General features: G+C 64.5%; 24 protein-coding genes and 1 pseudogene. 11 read left to right on the top strand and 14 right to left on the bottom strand.

Going from position 1 to position 18,976, the window contains the following annotated elements:
* Nucleotides 1-49 precede the first annotated feature (49 nt).
* Nucleotides 50-937: a transporter substrate-binding domain-containing protein gene (locus tag ACVJ19_RS40250; RefSeq protein WP_453954605.1), complete on the top strand. Its 888-nt coding sequence runs from the start codon at nucleotides 50-52 to the stop codon at nucleotides 935-937.
* Between the two features lie 19 nt (nucleotides 938-956).
* Here ACVJ19_RS40250 and ACVJ19_RS40245 read toward each other — a convergent pair whose 3' ends face one another.
* Nucleotides 957-1,793: a universal stress protein gene (locus ACVJ19_RS40245; RefSeq protein WP_453954604.1), complete on the bottom strand. Its 837-nt coding sequence runs from the start codon at nucleotides 1,791-1,793 to the stop codon at nucleotides 957-959.
* Nucleotides 1,794-2,000: 207 nt separating this feature from the next.
* Here ACVJ19_RS40245 and ACVJ19_RS40240 point away from each other — a divergent pair, with 207 nt between their 5' ends.
* Both ACVJ19_RS40240 and ACVJ19_RS40235 read left to right on the top strand, forming a co-directional pair.
* Nucleotides 2,001-3,548: a Do family serine endopeptidase gene (locus tag ACVJ19_RS40240; protein WP_453954603.1), complete on the top strand. Its 1,548-nt coding sequence runs from the start codon at nucleotides 2,001-2,003 to the stop codon at nucleotides 3,546-3,548.
* A gap of 230 nt (nucleotides 3,549-3,778) precedes the next feature.
* Nucleotides 3,779-4,138: a hypothetical protein gene (locus tag ACVJ19_RS40235; RefSeq protein ID WP_453954602.1), complete on the top strand. Its 360-nt coding sequence runs from the start codon at nucleotides 3,779-3,781 to the stop codon at nucleotides 4,136-4,138.
* 13 nt (nucleotides 4,139-4,151) lie between these two features.
* On the opposite strand, the gene ACVJ19_RS40230 is transcribed toward ACVJ19_RS40235, so the two are convergent.
* The gene (locus ACVJ19_RS40230) at nucleotides 4,152-4,430 is read right to left on the bottom strand and encodes a DUF6496 domain-containing protein (RefSeq protein ID WP_453954601.1); all 279 of its coding nucleotides are present in this window, start codon (nucleotides 4,428-4,430) and stop codon (nucleotides 4,152-4,154) included.
* Nucleotides 4,431-4,517: 87 nt separating this feature from the next.
* Nucleotides 4,518-4,712, bottom strand: coding sequence for a DUF3072 domain-containing protein (locus tag ACVJ19_RS40225; RefSeq protein ID WP_453954600.1), 195 nt, complete (start codon nucleotides 4,710-4,712; stop codon nucleotides 4,518-4,520).
* 115 nt (nucleotides 4,713-4,827) lie between these two features.
* Here ACVJ19_RS40225 and ACVJ19_RS40220 point away from each other — a divergent pair, with 115 nt between their 5' ends.
* Both ACVJ19_RS40220 and ACVJ19_RS40215 read left to right on the top strand, forming a co-directional pair.
* The gene (locus ACVJ19_RS40220) at nucleotides 4,828-5,049 is read left to right on the top strand and encodes a hypothetical protein (protein WP_453954599.1); all 222 of its coding nucleotides are present in this window, start codon (nucleotides 4,828-4,830) and stop codon (nucleotides 5,047-5,049) included.
* Nucleotides 5,050-5,067: 18 nt separating this feature from the next.
* Nucleotides 5,068-5,277, top strand: a complete 210-nt coding sequence (locus tag ACVJ19_RS40215) for a hypothetical protein (protein ID WP_453954598.1) — start codon at nucleotides 5,068-5,070, stop codon at nucleotides 5,275-5,277.
* A gap of 90 nt (nucleotides 5,278-5,367) precedes the next feature.
* Here the strand turns inward: ACVJ19_RS40215 and ACVJ19_RS40210 are convergent, their stop codons facing one another.
* Together ACVJ19_RS40210 and ACVJ19_RS40205 are read right to left on the bottom strand one after the other, a co-directional pair.
* On the bottom strand, nucleotides 5,368-5,595 hold the full coding sequence (locus tag ACVJ19_RS40210) for a hypothetical protein (RefSeq protein ID WP_453954597.1): 228 nt from the start codon (nucleotides 5,593-5,595) through the stop codon (nucleotides 5,368-5,370).
* A 95-nt stretch (nucleotides 5,596-5,690) separates the two neighbouring features.
* On the bottom strand, nucleotides 5,691-5,960 hold the full coding sequence (locus ACVJ19_RS40205; protein WP_453954596.1) for a hypothetical protein: 270 nt from the start codon (nucleotides 5,958-5,960) through the stop codon (nucleotides 5,691-5,693).
* A 139-nt stretch (nucleotides 5,961-6,099) separates the two neighbouring features.
* Here ACVJ19_RS40205 and ACVJ19_RS40200 point away from each other — a divergent pair, with 139 nt between their 5' ends.
* Nucleotides 6,100-6,321 carry a hypothetical protein gene (locus tag ACVJ19_RS40200; protein ID WP_453954595.1) on the top strand — a complete coding sequence of 74 codons (222 nt, stop codon included), beginning with the start codon at nucleotides 6,100-6,102 and terminating at the stop codon, nucleotides 6,319-6,321.
* On the opposite strand, the gene ACVJ19_RS40195 is transcribed toward ACVJ19_RS40200, so the two are convergent.
* Nucleotides 6,318-7,802 (bottom strand): HWE histidine kinase domain-containing protein, encoded by a 1,485-nt coding sequence (locus tag ACVJ19_RS40195; protein WP_453954594.1) that lies wholly within the window; start codon nucleotides 7,800-7,802, stop codon nucleotides 6,318-6,320. The genes ACVJ19_RS40200 and ACVJ19_RS40195 overlap by 4 nt on opposite strands.
* 13 nt (nucleotides 7,803-7,815) lie before the next feature.
* Nucleotides 7,816-14,112 carry a HAMP domain-containing protein gene (locus ACVJ19_RS40190; RefSeq protein ID WP_453954593.1) on the bottom strand — a complete coding sequence of 2,099 codons (6,297 nt, stop codon included), beginning with the start codon at nucleotides 14,110-14,112 and terminating at the stop codon, nucleotides 7,816-7,818.
* A 288-nt stretch (nucleotides 14,113-14,400) separates the two neighbouring features.
* Between ACVJ19_RS40190 and ACVJ19_RS40185 the strand changes: the two genes are divergently transcribed.
* Nucleotides 14,401-14,691: a hypothetical protein gene (locus ACVJ19_RS40185; protein ID WP_453954592.1), complete on the top strand. Its 291-nt coding sequence runs from the start codon at nucleotides 14,401-14,403 to the stop codon at nucleotides 14,689-14,691.
* Nucleotides 14,692-14,697: 6 nt separating this feature from the next.
* On the opposite strand, the gene ACVJ19_RS40180 is transcribed toward ACVJ19_RS40185, so the two are convergent.
* Entirely contained in the window at nucleotides 14,698-15,207 is a 510-nt protein-coding gene (locus ACVJ19_RS40180; protein ID WP_453954591.1) for a DUF4142 domain-containing protein, read from the bottom strand.
* 93 nt (nucleotides 15,208-15,300) lie between these two features.
* Here ACVJ19_RS40180 and ACVJ19_RS40175 point away from each other — a divergent pair, with 93 nt between their 5' ends.
* From ACVJ19_RS40175 to ACVJ19_RS40165, 3 genes are all read left to right on the top strand, one after another.
* Nucleotides 15,301-15,495, top strand: a complete 195-nt coding sequence (locus ACVJ19_RS40175; protein ID WP_453954590.1) for a hypothetical protein — start codon at nucleotides 15,301-15,303, stop codon at nucleotides 15,493-15,495.
* 115 nt (nucleotides 15,496-15,610) lie between these two features.
* Complete coding sequence (locus ACVJ19_RS40170) at nucleotides 15,611-15,742, top strand: hypothetical protein (protein ID WP_018648714.1); 132 nt, start codon at nucleotides 15,611-15,613, stop codon at nucleotides 15,740-15,742.
* An 80-nt stretch (nucleotides 15,743-15,822) separates the two neighbouring features.
* Nucleotides 15,823-16,029: a hypothetical protein gene (locus tag ACVJ19_RS40165; protein WP_453954589.1), complete on the top strand. Its 207-nt coding sequence runs from the start codon at nucleotides 15,823-15,825 to the stop codon at nucleotides 16,027-16,029.
* Between the two features lie 159 nt (nucleotides 16,030-16,188).
* Here the strand turns inward: ACVJ19_RS40165 and ACVJ19_RS40160 are convergent, their stop codons facing one another.
* Nucleotides 16,189-16,437: a hypothetical protein gene (locus ACVJ19_RS40160; protein ID WP_453954588.1), complete on the bottom strand. Its 249-nt coding sequence runs from the start codon at nucleotides 16,435-16,437 to the stop codon at nucleotides 16,189-16,191.
* A gap of 172 nt (nucleotides 16,438-16,609) precedes the next feature.
* Between ACVJ19_RS40160 and ACVJ19_RS40155 the strand changes: the two genes are divergently transcribed.
* Complete coding sequence (locus tag ACVJ19_RS40155; protein ID WP_453954587.1) at nucleotides 16,610-16,768, top strand: hypothetical protein; 159 nt, start codon at nucleotides 16,610-16,612, stop codon at nucleotides 16,766-16,768.
* 148 nt (nucleotides 16,769-16,916) lie between these two features.
* Here ACVJ19_RS40155 and ACVJ19_RS40150 read toward each other — a convergent pair whose 3' ends face one another.
* From ACVJ19_RS40150 to ACVJ19_RS40130, 5 genes and pseudogenes are all read right to left on the bottom strand, one after another.
* Nucleotides 16,917-17,399, bottom strand: coding sequence for a hypothetical protein (locus ACVJ19_RS40150; protein WP_453954585.1), 483 nt, complete (start codon nucleotides 17,397-17,399; stop codon nucleotides 16,917-16,919).
* Nucleotides 17,399-17,746 (bottom strand): DUF3147 family protein, encoded by a 348-nt coding sequence (locus ACVJ19_RS40145; protein ID WP_453954584.1) that lies wholly within the window; start codon nucleotides 17,744-17,746, stop codon nucleotides 17,399-17,401. The genes ACVJ19_RS40150 and ACVJ19_RS40145 overlap by 1 nt, the downstream gene beginning before the upstream one ends.
* On the bottom strand, nucleotides 17,743-18,318 hold the full coding sequence (locus ACVJ19_RS40140) for a phosphatase PAP2 family protein (RefSeq protein ID WP_453954582.1): 576 nt from the start codon (nucleotides 18,316-18,318) through the stop codon (nucleotides 17,743-17,745). Before ACVJ19_RS40140 ends, ACVJ19_RS40145 begins: the two co-directional genes overlap by 4 nt.
* 71 nt (nucleotides 18,319-18,389) lie before the next feature.
* Nucleotides 18,390-18,747, bottom strand: a pseudogene (locus tag ACVJ19_RS40135) (SDR family oxidoreductase); the annotation flags it as partial.
* The gene (locus ACVJ19_RS40130; RefSeq protein WP_453954580.1) at nucleotides 18,748-18,975 is read right to left on the bottom strand and encodes a hypothetical protein; all 228 of its coding nucleotides are present in this window, start codon (nucleotides 18,973-18,975) and stop codon (nucleotides 18,748-18,750) included.
* Nucleotide 18,976 lies beyond the last annotated feature (1 nt).

Raw genomic sequence — 18,976 nt, 5'->3', positions numbered from 1 at the left:
TAGCGTGTATAAAATATTGAGTAATTGTATCCAATAGAGGAGTAAGACCATGAAGGGGCTGCTGTATTCACTTGTGTTTTTGACTGCAGCCTCGGGCTCTGCTCTGGCTCAAGCTCCTGATGGCACGCTGGCCAAGATCAAGGCGGCCGGCGAAATCCGGCTCGGGCACCGCGATGTCTCGGTCCCGTTCTCCTATCTCGACGACAATCAGAAGCCGGTCGGCTTCGCGATGGACCTTTGCGCGCGGATCGTCGATGCCGTGAAGGACGAGCTGAAGCTTCCCTCGCTCCAGACAAAGCTGCAGCCGATCCAGCTCAGCACGCAGATTCCGCTGATCGAGAACGGCACCATCGACATCGTCTGCGGTCCCGCCACCAACACGCTGGAGCGGCAGAAGGTGGTGGCCTTCAGCAACACCATCTTCGTTTCGAGCATTCGCGCGGTGGTCAGGAAGGATGGGCCGATCAAGGCGTTCGAGGATTTGAAGGACAAGCCGGTTGCACTGACCACTGGATCGACATCGATTGTCTTGCTGTTGGCCCGCGGTCAGGAAAGGAATTTTGCGGTCAAGCAGGTGCTGTCGCCGGACCACGCCGCATCCTTCCTCGCGCTCACGACGGGACGCAGCGACGCGTTCGTGATGGACGACATCCTGCTCGCCGGCCTCATCGCCAACAGCCAGTCGCCGGACAACTGGCGGATCATCGACGACAGTCTGCGCACCGAGCCTTACGGACTGATCATTCGAAAGGGTGATCCGGACTTCAAGGCACTGGTCGACAAGACGCTTGGCGCGATGATGAAGAGCGGCCAGTTCGCAGAACTCTACGCGAAATGGTTCACAAAACCAATTCCGCCCAAGAACGTGAACCTGAACTTCCCGATGCCGGCGCCACTGAAGGATGCGGTTGCCAACCCGAATGACAGGGGCGTGTGATCGAGTCCTCGCGGGTCGATCAATGCGACATCAGAGCCGGGATCGTCATGGCCTCCAGCATGGCCCGGGTAACGCCGCCGAGAAGGCGCTCCTGCAATCGCGAATGGCCGTAGCCGCCCATCACCAGCAGATCGAGGCCCTCGTCGGCCGCCAGCGACAGGATGGTCGGCTGGATGTCGGAGCGGGTCGCTGACAGGCCGATCGTCCGGGTCGACAGTCCGCGCCGGCCGAGATGCCTCGCCAGATTGCTTGCCGACACCTCGCCCGGGACCGCGTCGGCCTCGTTGATCGTGATGAGCAAGATCTCCTCGGCGCGCGCCAGGAACGTCGCTGCGTCGTGCATCGCGCGGGCGGCGACGCGGCTGCCGTCCCAGCAAATGCCGATCCGCTTCGCCTTGAAGGGGCCACGGAAGGTGTACGGCAGGAACAGCACCGGGCCGCCGGCCTGGAACAGGATTTCGCTGGGCACGTCGTTATCGAATGAAGCCTGCGCGGGATCGGGCTGGAGCACGATGCTGAGGTCGTGCAGCCGCGCCATCTCGCCGAGCGAGACGGCTGCATCCACGGGGATCGCGCCGAGCGGATGGCAGGCGTAGGAAATGCCGGCGTTCGCCGCTTCGCTTTTGAACACCTCGAGTGCGGCCTCGGCCCGCTCCACGGCGCGCTCGCGCTCCAGTTCGAACACGGCCGCCACGGCGGCACCGCCCTCCATGACGTAAGCTGCTCTGGTTGCGACATAGCCGACCGCGACCGCGTCGAGATGGGCGTTGAGATACGCCGCGAGCGAGATCGAGCCGTCGATCACGGCGCGCATCGGCCGCTCGGTCGGGATGTGGACGAGAATGTCTTTGTACATGGCGCGCCTCCGATCGACATCGTTGATAGAGGCAGTCTTTCACTGCGCGGAGGGGCAGCCTTGAGCTGCATCAAATGTGCAGCCGAGATTTTGGCCGGCCGGCCGCGACACCTTTGCCAAGATTTAATCGCGTGGACGGAACGCCGTAAGGTGGCAACGGCCATGTTGGGTGCAAGGCGACACCTGACCCAACATGGACATTTCGACATGAACGATCGCGTCAATTCCGACACCACCACGACCGGGAAGATCCTGAGACCGCGCCGGCTTGCGCTGCTCGGCACCGTGGCCGCGCTTGGCGTGGCCGTGCTGGCCGGCTCTCCCGGGTCCGCGCAGTTCGGCCTGACCTCCCTGGTCTCGCCCGCGCACGCCGCGGAAAGCGCCGCGACCCCGCCGGGCTTCGGCGACCTCGTCGCCAAGGTCAAACCCGCCGTGATCTCGGTGCGGGTCAAGATCGACCGCGACAACGACAAGAACGCGATGCTGCAACAGAACCGGATGGACTCCGACGAGGATGCGCCGTTCGACCAGTTCTCGCGGCAGTTCGGCTTCCGCTTTCCGGGCGGCATGAACGGCATGCCCCGCCAGCGCCACCAGATGGTCACGGGCGAAGGCTCCGGCTTCTTCATCTCCGCCGACGGCTACGCCGTGACCAACAATCACGTCGTCGATCACGCCGAGTCCGTGCAAGTCACCATGGACGACGGCACGACTTACACCGCGAAGGTGGTCGGAACCGATCCGAAGACCGATCTTGCGCTGATCAAGGTCGACGGCAAGAAGGACTTTCCCTTCGTCAAATTCGCCGACCAGAAGCCGCGGATCGGCGACTGGGTGGTGGCGGTCGGCAATCCCTTCGGCCTCGGCGGCACCGTGACCGCCGGCATCGTCTCGGCCAGTGGTCGCGACATCGGCAACGGGCCCTATGACGATTTCATCCAGATCGACGCGCCCATCAACAAGGGCAATTCCGGCGGCCCGGCCTTCGACATGAACGGCAACGTGATCGGCGTGAACACGGCGATCTTCTCGCCGTCGGGCGGCTCGGTCGGCATCGGCTTCGACATCCCGGCGACGACCGCAAAGCTCGTCGTCGCGCAGTTGAAGGACAAGGGTGCCGTGACCCGCGGCTGGCTCGGCGTGCAGGTGCAGCCGGTGACCGCCGACATCGCCGACAGTCTCGGTCTGAAGGAGGCGCGCGGCGCGATCGTCGACAATCCGCAGGACGGCAGCCCGGCGGCGAAGGCCGGCATCGAGGCGGGCGACGTCATCACCGCCGTCAACGGCACCGCGATCAAGGACTCCCGCGAACTTGCCCGCACCATCGCGACGCTGGCACCGGGCACGTCCGTGAAGCTCGATGTCTTCCACAAGGGCGGAGCCAAGACGGTGACGCTCACCCTCGGCGAGTTGCCGAACGAGCGGCAGGCCCAGGGAAGCGGCAAAGCCGGCGAGGGCAAGGCGCAGCCGGGCAACGGCACGCCGCGGCTCGGGCTCAGCCTGGCGCCGGCCGGCGAGGTGCAGGGCGCCGGCCAGAAGGGCGTCGTCGTCACCGAGGTCGATCCGCAAGGGCCGGCAGCGCAGCGCGGCATCCAGACCGGCGACGTCATCCTCAATGTCGGCGGCAAGCCCGTCGCCAATGTCGGCGACGTCCGCGCTGAATTGGCGCAGGCGAAGTCGTCCGGCAAGAACAGCGTGCTGCTCCAGGTCAAGGGTGCGGAGGCGACCCGGTTCGTCGCGGTGCCGCTCGCGTAAGCCTCTCGTTTTGAACGGCAATTCAAAAGGCGGCCCGCGGGCCGCCTTTTTCGTGCCGGCGTGAAGATACCCACAGGCCGACGATAACATTCTCGTTAACGGCAGCGTTGATGACGGGTTAGTCCGAAAAAGCCGCGTTCGCTCGTCAGACTTGAGTCCATATTACTTGCAGGGGTGGAACTCCGAACGTCCGGCTGACCGGCCGGTGTTCGCATTTGATCGGTGCCGACATGGATCGATTGAAGCTCTCGCTGAGACTTGCGCTGCTCGTGGCGCCGCTCGTGCTGTCGACCGGAAGCGCACTCGGGCGCGACGGCCGATATGCCAATTCACCGCTCAAGCCGTGGTTCGACAGTCTGCGCAGCCATCTCGGCCCGTGCTGCTCGGATGCCGATGGATTTGCCGTCTCGGATCCCGATTGGGAATCGCACGACGGGCATTATCGCGTGCGCCTCGACGGTCAATGGGTGGATGTGCCGGATGAAGCCGTCATCACCGAACCGAACCGGGCGGGGCGCACCATGGTTTGGCCGGTGAAGACGGCGTTCGGGATTTCGATCCGGTGCTTCATGCCGGGCAGCATGATCTGACGCGTGTCAGCCATCACCGCTTGCTGGATTTGCGCTTCGACGATTTCTTTGCCGTTTTCTTGGCCGTCTTCTTCTTGGACGTCTTCCGCTTGGACGCTTTCTTCGGGACCTTCTTGCCCTTCTTGCGGGCCTTCGAGAGTCCAATCGCGATCGCCTGCTTGCGACTCTTCACGCGGCCGCCGCGACCACCGCGGCCGCTCTTCGCGGTGCCTTTCTTGTAGCGGCGCATTTCGCTCTCGACATCGCTGCCGGAGCTGCGCGAGTAACGCCGTTTCTTTGCCTTGCGTGCCATGCGTTTTCTCCCTTGGCCGGGGAAAACCACACGACACAGGCATGGTTCCGAAAGAGCGTCAGCAACGTTCCCAATGAATGACGCAGGCTAGAAGGAGTTCGCGAGCTCGATCTCCGCTTCGAGCACCTGGATGCGCCGCGCGGCTTCGGCGAAGGACAGATCCCGCGCATATTGCGCAGGCTGATACGCCTCTTCGCTCAGCCGCTTCAGCCGCAAGCCTTGCGCCCGGGTCATCTGCTCCATGAGAAAAGCCCTGGCGTCGTATTTACCCTGAACCTGCATGTCCGCTCTCCGTTCTGAAATCGCGACTTGACTATATGTTCTTATTTTGTTCTAACAAGCCATGGACAATAGAATTAATGAAATTCGACGTAAAATCAGCGCCTTGAGGTTGGAGATGGCCAACGTCGAGGCATCCGTGCGCGAACTCGTCGACCGGGATCGCGACTGCACGGAAAAGGCCCTGGCGCAGATGGACCTGCGCCGGAAAATCAACCTGTTGATCGGCGAATGGAGAGCGGCTGGCGGTGGCGATGTCCTGCCGGATGTCCGCGATCGTGTACGGCTTCGTCCGCTGAAGAAAATCGCAGATCCCGTGCGGACGGTCGCGCGCCGCTGAGAGCTTTGGGAGCGCCTCATGGAGGAAGACCCGGACACGTACCGGATCCTGAGACTGCGCGCCGAGATTCTCGAACTGGGCTCCGCGATCCGGCAATTGCAGCGGGAAGGACTCGACGACGCCGCGGCCCAGCTCCTGATTGCGCGCAAGCGGGCGCAGCTCGATCATCTCGTGAAGATGAATCCTGCGAGAGGCGGACTGAACATCGCCGATATGCGACGCGACTAGCGCGTGCGATGTGGCGTCAGAGGGATCGCATCGAATGCCAAAGCGAGAAGGCCCCGCACATGCGGGGCCTTCGACAACCGCAGCTGCGCCTTACTTGGCGGTGCTCGTGCCCTTGGTCATGGTGCCGCCCTGATCGGAGCCGGGGCCGGAGCCGCCCTGGCCGGAGGCATCGGGGCTCTTGGTTTTCGTGTTGGCGCCGGTCGTCTGTGAGGTCGAGGATTCATGTTTCGCCTTGTGCGATTTGGCCTGTGCGGCAAACGGGGCGGCGGCGAGGCCGGTTGCCAACATCACGGCGAGAGCGAGCTTGGTCGTCTTCATGCGCGGGAACTCCCTGAGTTAAATTGACGCAGGCAGCCAACTGCTGTTCGTCACGGGAGTTCCCGACAAAGTCGCCCGCATGGTTCACGCGCGCTTCAAAATTCCTTGTCCTCGTCGATGATGAACACGACGCCGGTGAGCGTCGCGCCGATCGCGAACGTCGTCACCAATGTGAGCGCGAAGACCAGAATCGCCTGGCTGCCGCCGTGATTGAGCAGATTGGCGACCGCCGGATTGAACAGGGGGAGTGCCAGGCCGAATGCGAGCCCGAGAGCTGCGCCCATCATCGCATGCGTCACGAGCTTGATGAGGCCAGTGGGAGAGATCAGGCTCGGTGGCTTCTTGGGCGACTTGTTCGCACGCATGGAACCGACCCTCGATTGCACATGCAACGCGCGCGATGATCGCGGGTTCCCCTCGCATGAAGGAATTGTCATCCGCCGCTTCATCCGGCGTTCATGCCGGGCTTGCGAGGATGAAGGCCATCAACATGGGACACTCGACATGGGTAAGGTCGTCTATCTCTATCGCTCGCTGGCCTATCGGAATGCGGCCGCGGACATGTTGCGCAAGGCGCGCAAGCTGCCGCGCGGTGCGGAGCGAAGCGCCGCCCGTCGCTATGCAAGGGCGCTGCGCGATCTCGCACAAACGGAAGCGTGGCTCGAAGGGCGCGTCGCCGACGAACCTCGGTCGATCCTGCGCACGAAAGTCGCCGCGGCCGGTTAACCCGACGCGCGCTGCAGCTCAGGGGAGGTGTCGAACTTACCCTGCGCTGCCGAGGCAGGGGTCCTGCGGGTCAGCGGCACGTCCAGGCGGCACAACAGGCCCTCGGCCCGCCAATCGAATTGCGCCCGTCCGCCGAGCTGGGACTCGACGCTTGCAAGCAGGCTCCGCGTCCCGAAACCGCGAGACTTCGGCGTCCTCACGAGCGGGCCGCCGGATTCCTCCCAGGTCAGCGTGAGGTGGTCTTCCTCGACCTGCCAGCCGATCAAGAGCCGGCCCGATCGCGTCGAGAGCGCGCCATATTTTGCGGAGTTGGTGAAAAGCTCGTGCAGCGCCAGCGCCAGCGTCTGCGCGGTTGCCGGCAGCAACTGAACCTCCGGGCCTGCGAGCTTGATCTGGTCGCCGAGCGAATAGGGGGCAAGCTCCTCGTCGATCAGCTTGGAAAGCTCGGCGCCCTGCCAGCTCGACAGCGACAGGATCGTGTGCACGCGCGCCAGCGCGTTGATGCGCCCTTCGACGGCGTTGACATAGGCCTTGACCTCGTCGGCACGGGTAAGGCGCACGATCGACTGCGCCAGCGCCAGCGCATTCTTGGCGCGATGATCGACTTCCCGCGCCAGCAGGTTCTGCCGCTCCTCGGCACGCTTGCGTTCGGTGATGTCCACGGTGACGCCGCTCACGCGCACCACGCGGCCGGCCTGGTCCACGGTCGCGGCCGCTGTACCGACGCACCAGCGCACCTCACCGTCGGGCCGGGTGACGCGAAATTCCCCTTCATAGGCGCGCGCCCCGCTATTGAACGCGGCAATCGCCTGGCCGAACCGGTCGACGTCATCGGGGTGCAGCAGCGCCTGGATGTTCGCCGAGGTGACGTTGAAGGTCTCCGGCGTCACGCCGAAGATGCGGTACTGACCTTCGTCCCACATCCAGTCGCCGTTGATCCAGTCCCAATCCCAGGATCCCATCTTGCCGGCGGCAATCGCCATGCTGCGGCGCTGCTCGCTCTCGCGCAGCTTGGTGGTGGAGTTCTCCAGTTCCGCCGTGCGGGCGCGGACTCGGTCCTCGAGTTCCTGGTTCAGCCGTTCGAGCTCACGGGTCTTGCGGTAGAGCTCGGAAAACACCTTGATCTTGGCGCGCAGCACCTCCGGCACCACGGGCACCGGTACGTAGTCGACCGCGCCCATCTCGTAGCCACGCAACCGGTCGATGTCGCTCACTTGAATGGCCGAGATGAAGATCATCGCGGTCTTCTGGAAGCGCGGATGTTCCCGGATCATCGCCGCGAGCTCGAAGCCGTCGAGCTCGGGCATGCAGACGTCGACCAGGATCACCGCGATCTCGGTCTTGAGCAGCACCTCCAGCGCCTCGCGACCGGACGAGGCGATCACGAGGTTCTCGCCGAGATCCTTCAAGATCACCTCATAGGCGAGCAGCTTGGCCGGCTGATCGTCGACGAGGAGGATATTGACCTTTTCGTGGTCCATTCGCGGATCCAGCTCAGCGATGCAGCCACATGCGGATCGCAAGCAGCAATTGATCGGTGTTGACGGGTTTGGCGAGGTAGTCGGACGCGCCGGCTTCCAGGCATTTCTCCCGGTCGCCCTTCATCGCCTTGGCGGTCAGTGCGATGATCGGAAGGCGGGCGAAGGCCGGGTTCTCGCGGATCACCCCGATGGTCTGATAACCGTCCATCTGCGGCATCATGATGTCCATCAGCACGATGGCGATTTCCGGGTTGGATTCGACCAGCGTCACGGCTTCGCTGCCGGTGGTCGCCGTCAGCACCTTCATGCCGCGCCGTTCCAGCACGCTCGACAGTGCGAAGATGTTGCGGGCGTCGTCGTCGACCAGCAGCGCGGTCTTGCCGATCAGGTCCTCGTCGGAACTGTTCAGCTTCTCCAGCATGCGCTGCTTTTCGACCGGAAGTTCCGTGATCACGCGGTGCAGGAACAGCGCGGTCTCGTCGAGCAGCCGTTCCGGCGATTCCACGCCCTTGACCACGATGCTGCGCGCCATGGTGTGCAGCTCGGCATCTTCCTCCGCCGAAAGCTCGCGGCCGGTGAAGACCACCACCGGAACATTCGAGAGCGCCTCGTCATTGCGGATCTGGTCCAGCACCTCGAAGCCGCTCATGTCGGGCAGTCGGAGGTCGAGCACCACGCAGTCGCAGGGCGCTTCGCGCAGCATCGAGAGTGCGCCGGCGCCGGTGTCGGTCGCGACGATCTCGATGTCGTCGTGATGCAGCAGCTCGCGGATCGAGAGCTGCTCGGCCTCGTTGTCCTCGACGATCAGGAGCCGCTTGCGCCGCGGCCGCGCATATTCCTTGATCTGCGTCAGCGCCGCCGCGACGCCTTCGGTCGTCGTCGGCTTGTTGACGAAGGAGAAGGCGCCGCGCGCCAGCGCATGCTGGCGGTCCTCGTCGAGCGTGATGATCTGCACGGGGATATGCCGGGTCAGCGGATTGTGCTTGAGCTGGCTCAGCACCGTCCAGCCGAGCATGTCGGGCAGGAACACGTCGAGCGAGACCGCGCGCGGCTGGTACTGCTTGGCAAGCTCCAGTGCCTCCGCGCCGCGTGCGGCGACCAGCACCTTGAAGCCCTTGTCGCGCGCGAGATCGACCAGCACCCGCGCATAATGCGGATCGTCCTCGACGATCAAGAGGATGCTGTCGCCGGGCTCGAGATTGAGACGGTCGTCGGGCAGCTGCTCGATGACGCGCTGCTGCTCCGGCGCGGCCGGCTGCAGCGCCGGTGGCTGGCTGTATTGCTGCGGCGCCGGCGCGGCACGCGGCGCCAGCGTCGGTCCGGAATATTTCAGCGGTAGATAGAGCGTGAAGGTCGAGCCCTTGCCCGGCGCACTGCGCAGATGGATTTCGCCGCCGAGCAGGCTCGCGAGTTCGCGGCTGATGGCAAGGCCGAGGCCGGTGCCGCCATATTTGCGGCTGGTGCCGGCGTCGGCCTGCTGGAACGCCTCGAAGATCAGCTTCTGCTTCTCCAGGGGAATGCCGATGCCGGTATCGGACACCTCGAACGCGATCACGGCCGGCGCGGAGTTCAGCACCGGGTGATCGGTTCCCCAGCCGCCGAGGGCGGCCTCGACCTTCAGGCGCACTTCGCCTTCGGCGGTGAACTTGAAGGCGTTGGAGAGCAGATTCTTCAGAACCTGTTGCAGGCGCTTGGAGTCGGTGACGATGCTGCGCGCGAGGTTCGGATCGACGTCGATCTTGAACGCGAGGCCGCGGTTCTCCGCCTCGTGCCGGAACGGCCGGCCGACGGTCTCGAGCAGATTGGCGGTCAGGATCTCCTCGGCATCGACCGTCACCGTGCCGGACTCGATCTTGGAGAGGTCGAGAATGTCGCTGATGAGGTTGAGCAGGTCGGTGCCGGCGCCGTGGATGGTGCGGGCGAACTCGACCTGCTTGGCCGTGAGGTTGCCGTCCGGATTGTCGGTGAGCTGCTGACCGAGGATCAGGATCGAGTTCAGCGGCGTGCGCAGCTCGTGGCTCATATTGGCGAGGAATTCGGACTTGTACTTCGAGGTCAGCGCGAGCTCGGTCGCCTTTTCCTCGAGCGCGCGGCGGGCCTGCTCGATCTCCTGATTCTTGCGCTCGACCTCGACGTTGCGCTCGGCGAGCTGCTGCGCCTTCTGCTCGAGCTGCTCGTTGGTCTGCTGCAATTCGCGCTGCTGGGTCTGAAGCTCGCCGGCGAGCTGCTGCGACTGCTTGAGCAGGCCTTCGGTCTGCATCGTCGCCTCGATCGAGTTGAGCACGATGCCGATGGAGTCGGTGAGCTGCTCCAGGAACGTCATTTGCGAGGTCGTGAAGGACGCGAGCGAGGCGAGCTCGATCACGGCCTTGACCTGGCCTTCGAACAGAACCGGCAGCACGACGAGGTTCTTCGGGGCGACACGGAACAGCGCGGAATTGATCGGCACCACGTCCGTCGGGATGTCCGCGACGACCCGCGGGCGCCTGTCGAGCGCGCACTGGCCGATCAGGCCCTCGCCGAATTGCAGGACGCGTTGATAGGGATAGACGCCGTCGCCGGCGTAGGAGGCGAGCAGCAGGAGCTGCGGATTGTCCTCGCTCTCGATCTGGTAGATCACGCCGGTGTGGGCGTTCACCAGGGGCGACAGCTCGGTCAGCAGCAGCCGGCCGACGGTGGTGAGGTCGCGCTGGCCCTGCAGCATGTTGGTGAATTTCGCGAGGTTGGTCTTCAGCCAGTCCTGCTCGGTGTTCACGTCCGTCGTGAGACGGAGGTTCGTGATCATCGTGTTGATGTTGTCCTTCAATTCCGCGACTTCGCCGCGGGCATCGACCTGGATCGACCGCGTCAGGTCGCCCTTGGTCACGGCGGTCGCGACCTCCGCGATCGCGCGGACCTGCGAGGTGAGGTTCGCGGCGAGGAGATTGACGTTGCCGGTGAGGTCCTTCCAGGTGCCGGCAGCGCCCGGCACGTCGGCCTGGCCGCCGAGGCGGCCTTCGACGCCGACTTCGCGCGCCACCGAGGTCACCTGATCGGCGAAGGTTGCGAGCGTCTCGGTCATGTTGTTGATGGTATCGGCGAGCGCTGCGACCTCGCCCTTCGATTTCACCGTGAGGTTCTGCTTGAGGTCGCCGTTGGCGACCGCCGTCACCACCTTGACGATGCCGCGGACCTGCTCGGTCAGGTTCGCCGCCATGACGTTGACGGTGTCGGTGAGATCCTTCCAGGTGCCGGCGACGCCGGGCACCTGGGCCTGGCCGCCAAGCTCGCCCTCGGTGCCGACTTCGCGCGCCACGCGCGTGACTTCGCCGGCGAAGGCGTTGAGCTGGTCCACCATGGTGTTGATGGTGTTCTTCAGCTCGAGGATTTCGCCCTTCACGTCCACGGTGATCTTGCGGGACAAGTCGCCGCGGGCCACGGCGGTGGTCACTTCGGCGATGTTGCGGACTTGCGTGGTGAGATTGGCAGCGAGCAGGTTGACGTTGTCGGTGAGGTCCTTCCAGGTGCCGCCGACGCCGGGCACGACGGCCTGGCCGCCGAGCCGGCCCTCGGTGCCGACCTCGCGCGCGACGCGCGTCACTTCGGCGGCGAAGGAGCGGAGCTGCTCGACCATCGTGTTCAGCGTATCCTTCAGCAGCAGGATCTCGCCGCGCACGTCCACCGTGATCTTCTTCGAGAGGTCGCCGCCGGCGATCGCGGTTGCGACCTCGGCGATGTTGCGGACCTGCGCCGTCAGGTTCGACGCCATGAAGTTGACGTTGTCGGTCAAGTCCTTCCAGGTGCCGGCGACGCCGGGCACCTCGGCCTGGCCGCCGAGCTTGCCTTCGGTGCCGACCTCGCGCGCCACGCGCGTCACTTCGCCGGCGAAGCCGTTGAGCTGATCCACCATGGTGTTGATGGTGTTCTTCAGCTCGAGGATTTCGCCCTTCACGTCCACGGTGATCTTGCGGGACAAGTCGCCGCGCGCCACGGCGGTCGTCACCTCGGCGATGTTGCGGACCTGCGCGGTAAGGTTGCCCGCCATCGAGTTGACGCTGTCGGTGAGGTCCTTCCAGGTGCCGGCGACGCCGGGCACGTTGGCCTGACCGCCGAGGCGGCCTTCGGTGCCGACCTCGCGCGCCACGCGCGTCACCTCGCCCGCGAAGCGGTTGAGCTGGTCGACCATCGTGTTCAGCGTGTCCTTGAGCTGAAGGATCTCGCCGCGCACGTCCACCGTGATCTTGCGCGACAGGTCGCCGCCGGCAATGGCGGTTGCGACCTCGGCGATGTTGCGGACCTGCGCGGTGAGGTTGCCCGCCATCGAGTTGACGTTGTCGGTGAGGTCCTTCCAGGTGCCGGCGACGCCCGTCACCTGGGCCTGGCCGCCGAGCTTGCCTTCGGTGCCGACCTCGCGCGCGACGCGGGTGACTTCGCCGGCGAAGGCGTTGAGCTGGTCGACCATGGTGTTGAGCGTTTCCTTCAGCTGAAGGATTTCGCCCGACACGTTGACGGTGATCTTCTTCGACAGGTCGCCCTTGGCGACGGCGGTCGCGACCTCGGCGATGTTGCGGACCTGGCCGGTCAGGTTCGAGGCCATCGAGTTGACGCTGTCGGTGAGGTCCTTCCAGGTGCCGGCGACGCCGCGCACCTGGGCCTGGCCGCCGAGCTTTCCTTCCGTGCCGACCTCGCGCGCGACGCGGGTGACTTCGCCGGCGAAGGCGTTGAGCTGGTCCACCATGGTGTTGATGGTGTCTTTCAGCTCCAGGATCTCGCCGCGGACGTCCACGGTGATCTTCTTGGACAGGTCGCCGCCGGCGACCGCCGTCGTCACTTCGGCGATGTTGCGGACCTGCGCGGTCAGGTTCGACGCCATCGAGTTGACGCTTTCCGTGAGATCCTTCCAGGTGCCGGCGACGCCGAGCACGTTGGCCTGACCGCCGAGCCGCCCTTCGGTGCCGACCTCGCGCGCGACGCGCGTGACCTCGCCGGCGAAGGCGTTGAGCTGGTCGACCATGGTGTTGAGCGTTTCCTTCAGCTGAAGGATCTCGCCCGAGACGTTCACAGTGATCTTCTTCGACAAGTCGCCGCCGGCGATAGCGGTCGCGACGTCGGCGATGTTGCGGACCTGCGCGGTCAGGTTCGACGCCATGAAGTTGACGTTGTCGGTCAAGTCCTTCCAGGTGCCGGCCACGCCGGGCACCTGGGCCTGGCCGCCGAGCTTGCCTTCGGTGCCGACCTCGCGCGCCACGCGCGTGACTTCCGAGGCGAAGGAGTTGAGCTGGTCCACCATGGTGTTGATGGTGTCCTTCAGCTCCAGGATCTCGCCGCGCACGTCCACCGTGATCTTGCGGGACAGGTCGCCGCGCGCCACGGCGGTGGTGACGTTGGCGATGTTGCGCACCTGTGCAGTCAGGTTGCCGCACATCGCGTTCACGGAGTCGGTGAGGTCCTTCCAGGTGCCGGCGACGCCGGGCACGATCGCCTGGCCGCCGAGCTTGCCGTCGGTGCCGACCTCGCGCGCCACGCGCGTCACTTCGGAGGCGAAGGAGCGGAGCTGGTCCACCATCGTGTTGATGGCTTCCTTGAGCTGAAGGATCTCGCCGCGGACGTCGACGGTGATCTTCTTGGACAAGTCGCCGTTGGCGACCGCGATCGTGACCTCGGCGATGTTGCGAACCTGGTTGGTCAGGTTGTTCGCCATCGAGTTGACGCTCTCGGTCAGGTCCTTCCAGACACCGGTCACCTCCGGCACCTGGGCCTGGCCGCCGAGCTTGCCTTCGGTGCCGACCTCGCGCGCCACGCGCGTCACCTCGGAGGTGAACACGCCGAGCTGCTTGATCATGGTGTTGACGATGTTCGCCGACTGCAGGAACTCGCCGCGGAGCGGACGGCCGTCGACGTCGAGCTTGACGGTCTGGAGCAGGTCGCCTTGCGCCACCGCGGCGACGGCGCGCGTCACCTCGCGGGTTGGCCACAACAGGTCGTCGATCAGCGTGTTGACGGAGCCTTCCATGTCCGCCCAGGAGCCGGAGGCGAGGCCGAACTTCACGCGCTGCCGGGTCTTGCCCTCGCGCCCCACCACCTGGCCGACCAGCTCGAGCTGTTGCGCCATGCGCTGGTTGGCGGCGATGATTTCGTTAAAAGTGTCGGCAATCTTGCCGTCAATGCCGAGATAGTCGCCGCTCATGCGCACCGAGAAATCGCCGCTGCGCATGGCCTGTAAGGCGAGTAGCAATTCCGCCCGGGAATCCGGCTCCGACATACCGTTGTTTTTTGGCTTTGGGACGCGACGACCGGAGCGTGATGCAGTTCCGGGATCGAGGTCGCTCATACGTGATTCCCCCGCAGGCGCCGGCCGAATCTAAGGCGAGACGCAATTGCTCGAAATAGAGCGTCAGCCAAATTCGAAATCAAGCGCCAAGGTTGCGGCGCGTGGAAATGGAACCTGCTTTGCTCAGCCCGGCTAAAGCAACGGCGAAGGCTGCCAATGGTTCCATAGGGTTTCAGAAGATTCCTGGCCCCCGGCTTTCGACCATTTTTCGATGCTTCCCGGACCTACGGGTCTCAGGAACGGGCAATGGGTCCCGAGGTTGAGCCAGCAGACACAGGGAGAGTACATATGAGAGCCGGGTTCGTCGTCTTGATCGTTACAGTATTTGCTGCGGGATCGGCGCTTGCGCAGGCTGGCGCGCCCAGCGGCCGCGGAGCCGTGACCGGCGATCCCGCTGCGAGCTCTGCCAACCCGCGGGCGGATCCGCAGACCACGGGAGCCGCGGCCCGGTCCAACCCCAGCGGCAGCGGCACGTCGACCTCGGGCGGCAAGGACGACAACGCGGATGCGGGCAGGGACAAGATGCCGGAGAGCGACCGCACGGTGCGACCGGAGAGCCAGCAGCATCATCCGAAGTGAGGGAGGCTACTTGTCCGCCATGGTGCGCTCGACGTCCCTGATCTGTGAGCGCAGCAGCGGCAGTTGGCTGCGCGCGAACACTGCAAGCTCCGCATTGTCGGGGGCTTTCAGATAGCGTTCGAGCAGGGCGATGGTTGACTCATATTCGGGAATCTGTGCGGCATAGAAAGTCCGGACATAGGCCGGTCCGTCCGAGCTGTCGGGCTCGGTGATGCCAGCACTCCCCGCCGCCTTGCCGATGCGCGGCTCGGCGCCGATCACCGCCTGAATATCCTTCAGAGCCTTGTCGCGTTTCGCGGCTTCTTCGGCGCGCAGGGCGGCAAGGTTTTTCACCTCCGCATTGCCCTTCAGGTCGGTGCTCTCCAGAAGGCCATGCTGAAAGCGGCTGAACGCGTAGAGGCCGCTGATCACGTCAATGGCCGTCGGCGCGCGACCGACCGGCCTTTGCTCGCCGGTGCTGTCGGCCAGTGCTGCGCTGCCAATGAACGCCAGGATGATCGCGACGAGAATCCGCATCCCTGACAATGACCGATCCCGTGCGAAGTTCCCGAACGTTACGATGAGGTAAGGGCGGTTGCGACGCACGAGTTCCGTCCCCACGTCTTCCCCATGAAGCAGTCTGACATTTTCAGAGATAACGCCGAGAACTGCCTGCAGCTTGCCGAGCGAGCGGAAGGGCGACCCGCCTACAAGCGCTATTCGCGCATGGCGGACGCCTGGACGGCGCTCGCAAGGGAGCAGGACTGGCTCGATGGCGAAATCCCACCCGTGACGGTCCGCATCCCCCAAAACAAGGAGGCATAGGCGGCTCGTCTTCGTAAATCCGCGTGTGAGACGGCGCACGGAACGCAAGCGACCAATCCAGGATCATCCGGAACAGTCGACCGCGTGGATTTTGATTCCAGAAGGAGTTTTGGCAATGGCTCCACGTCTTGCCCTTCTTTCACTCATTCTCGCCTTTGGCGTCTCGGTCGCGTTCGCGACGGTGACGACGGTACGGCAGGTCCAGCTCGAGAAGGCGTCGGCCGCGGTTCATGCCGCGCATAGCTAACGCTGCTGCCCGCGTCCGGAACATTCGGCGCTGACCTGCGTAGCCGCTTCGATACATCAAGAGAGAAGCGGGAGCATATCATGGCCCATTCCGACCACGGCATCGTCAAGGACAAGCGCGCGGAGGATCAGCCGCGCGACAAGCAGCGCGCCCAGACGGTGCACAAGACGGACTCGAAGGGCTCGCCGTCGCGAGAGGCGACGCGCGATCCTGACCTCACCGACAAGAACAAGACGCCGGACTCCGGCGTGATGCCGGACGATTCCGGCGACGCGCCGACGGGTTAGAGGATGGTTCGCTAGAGGATTCTCGCAAGGAACGAATCCGCGCGCGAAGAGTCGACGGATTGCTTCCGGTTGGCATGCCCCCGGTGCGCTGGAAGCAATCTCCAAGGACGGCCCTGGCCCCCACCGTGCCGGGGCCGTTTTGCCTTGCGAGGCCTGTGATCAATCTTCTTTGCCGCCTTCCGGGTCGGTTTGAGTGTGGCCTTCTGGCCCGCGGCCGAACACACCGAAATTGCTCGACTTCGCGCCGGCAGCGGCATCGACGCCCGCTGCCGCCAGCCCGAACTTGAGCAGCTCGCGGACCGCCGCTGCGCGTGTCGGCATGCGGTGCTTGAACCGGAAATCGTCAACTGCGGCCAGCTCTTCCGGCGAGAGCATGACCTGGAGGCGCTCGGCGCGAAGGTCTTTCATGGTCGATCACGCAAAATGAGTAAGTTGAGTAGTCTGCTCAACAAACGAACTTGACGACAGTTCCACAAGAGTCGGTGAAGATGCCAAATGAGTAAAAATAGCTAGTAAAATCAATAGGTTATATTGAAACGAGTCCCGTGCTGGCGCATTCTCCTGCAAAGGGAGATTGGCCATGACGGATGAGGTCAGGTTACCCCGCAAGCTTTCCGACGAGCCAGAAGCACCCAAGCCGGTGCGGCCGAGCCACCAGAAGGTCATCGATCAAGTCGAGCGCTGGGCCAACAGCCCGGGCCTGCAACCTCCGAGGACGGACAATGCGAAGACGGTCTGAACCCCACACATTCGAACAACGTCTCGATGCGCAGAGGCTGCGGCTCGAGCACCAGCTTGCAACTCTGCCGGTCGGCGTTCAGCGGGATTCCGTTGCCGCGCGCATCGAACAGCTTCATGCCGCCGCGGAGATGTTTGAATTCCTGAAGCTACGGGACGCTCCGACGCCGCGTTGATCGCGACCCGGATTGGGACGACAGGCGATGCGAGACGATGCGAAATTTCCGTCTCATCCACCACGCCGAGACTGAAACCACGACCCAGGTGAGAATGGCGGCGATGAAGGCCGCGACGCTGCTCACGGAGACCGTAACGGAGAAGACGGCAGCGAAGGCAGCAAGCCCGATGCTTGCCAAGGCGGCGCCGGCAGCGTCGAGCGCCGCGGCCTTTTGCCCACGTCGGCGGCCGTCGAGACCTGCCTTCTCCTTGGCGCGGCGCTCATGACTTTCGATCAGCGTTGCACTGGCGCAGAAGATTGCAGGAAGGGCAAGGAAGAGCCCGCCTATGGAGGTGCCGAAGCTCGCACCCATGACGCCTGCCAGCACTGTCGCCAGTCCGCCGAGCACGAAGCGAATGGCGTATTCGTACCAGCGCGTTTGCTTCAGCGCCGATGGGGACAGCTCGACCAGCATCAGGCGGTACCTCCAAAGCTCGCGAGCAGGCCGAAGGCGACGACCAGCCATACCGCGAAGGCGAGAATGGTGGCGGGCAGCGCGCCAAGACGAAACCTCATCAGCAGATGGCACACCGCGACGCTGTAGCAGGCAAGCGCGAGCGCGCCATAGATCATGGTCCAGCTTTCGGCTGCGGCGTAGGCTCTGCCATGCTGCACGATCGCGATGGCGAGCGTGGCGAGTGCGACCGAGGGGGCGGCGCCGAGCAGGCCGGCAAAACTCTTTGGCCGCAGCATGTCGCCAAGGACCGCGAAGGCTGAAACGATCACCCCGCCGGCGATGAAGCGTACGATATATTCGGTCATGACTGCGCCCGCTCGCGCTGCCGTCGCCTCGCCAATGTGAGCGGCCTCAGAAGTCGTTCGACGACAACGCCGAGCGAGAACCCCGCCAGCACATCGCTCGGCCAATGCGCCAGCAGCGCAACGCGCGTCAGCGAAAGTGCGACCGCGATGAAGCGTACCGCGCGGCGCGGCCCCGCCGGCAGGAGACCTGCCGCTGAGGCGAGTGCTCCCATGTGCATGGCGTGGCCGGAGGGGAAGGCATCCCGCGCTCGCCCGGAGAAGGGAACGCCATTTCGATGACCGCGAATGGTCGTGCGATCGGGTCTTGTCTGGCCGAACACGGACTTCAGGGCGTGCGGTAGCATCGCCGTCGCCAAGGTCACTGCCAGAATATGATTGGCGGCGGGGCGTGCCTCCGGACGTCGCATTTGCGCGTAGAGCCACCCTGCAGCGGCAAGCGCCAGAAGCACGTGCTCGTCGGCCGCCCAGGTCAGCGTCTGCGCTGTCTGCTCCAGCCCTGAATTGGTGTGGTCGGCGATCTCATTTGCGATCGCCGTGTCGATCCGAGTGGGTTTGACTGTTACGACTGCCATCGGTCCGCGGTTGGTGAAATGTCCTCCATGACGCTGTTGTAAAGCTTGGGTGACGATGATCGTTCCTGTGGCTACGGCTGTCCGGATCCGCCCGCAGCGCCATAGACCTGACCGGTCGCGTAGCTCGCATCGGCCGCGGCAAGCTGCACGTAAATGGAGGCGAGTTCGGCGGGCTGGCCGGGTCGCGGCCTTGGTCTGCGCGTAGTCGTAGAGCTCCGGAGACGGATCGTAAGCCTGCTCGGACGTCGTGCCGATGATGCACGAGCCTGGCTTCAGATGCGGCAGCGCCGCCTTGATGATCCAGAAGGGAGCGTAGATGTTGGTCTTCATGGTCGCGTCGAAGTCCTCGGACGAGATGTCGAGGATCGACTCGCGGGTCTGCTGTCGCGCGGCGTTGCAGACGACGATGTCCAGGCCGCCGAGGCGCTCCTAGTCCGTGGGATTGCGGCCGGTGCGCGGGTTGATCGGATCGGTCGGTTTCCGCCGGAGCCGCTCCGGCAGGAACGGCTCTGCCGAAGACGCCGATGGTTCGGCGCGCACATCGGCATGGCGTTGGGCCCGCTCATGCGGGGTCTGATTGCTATTGATATGATGCTTCACGTCGACGCCATCGACGGGATCGTTGACGCCATGCTGGATGTCGCGGAAGTCGCTCATG

The organism is Bradyrhizobium sp. USDA 376, assembly GCF_054063675.1.
The sequence above is the reverse complement of the archived record's forward strand: the minus strand, read 5'-3'. Positions and strand labels throughout refer to the sequence as shown.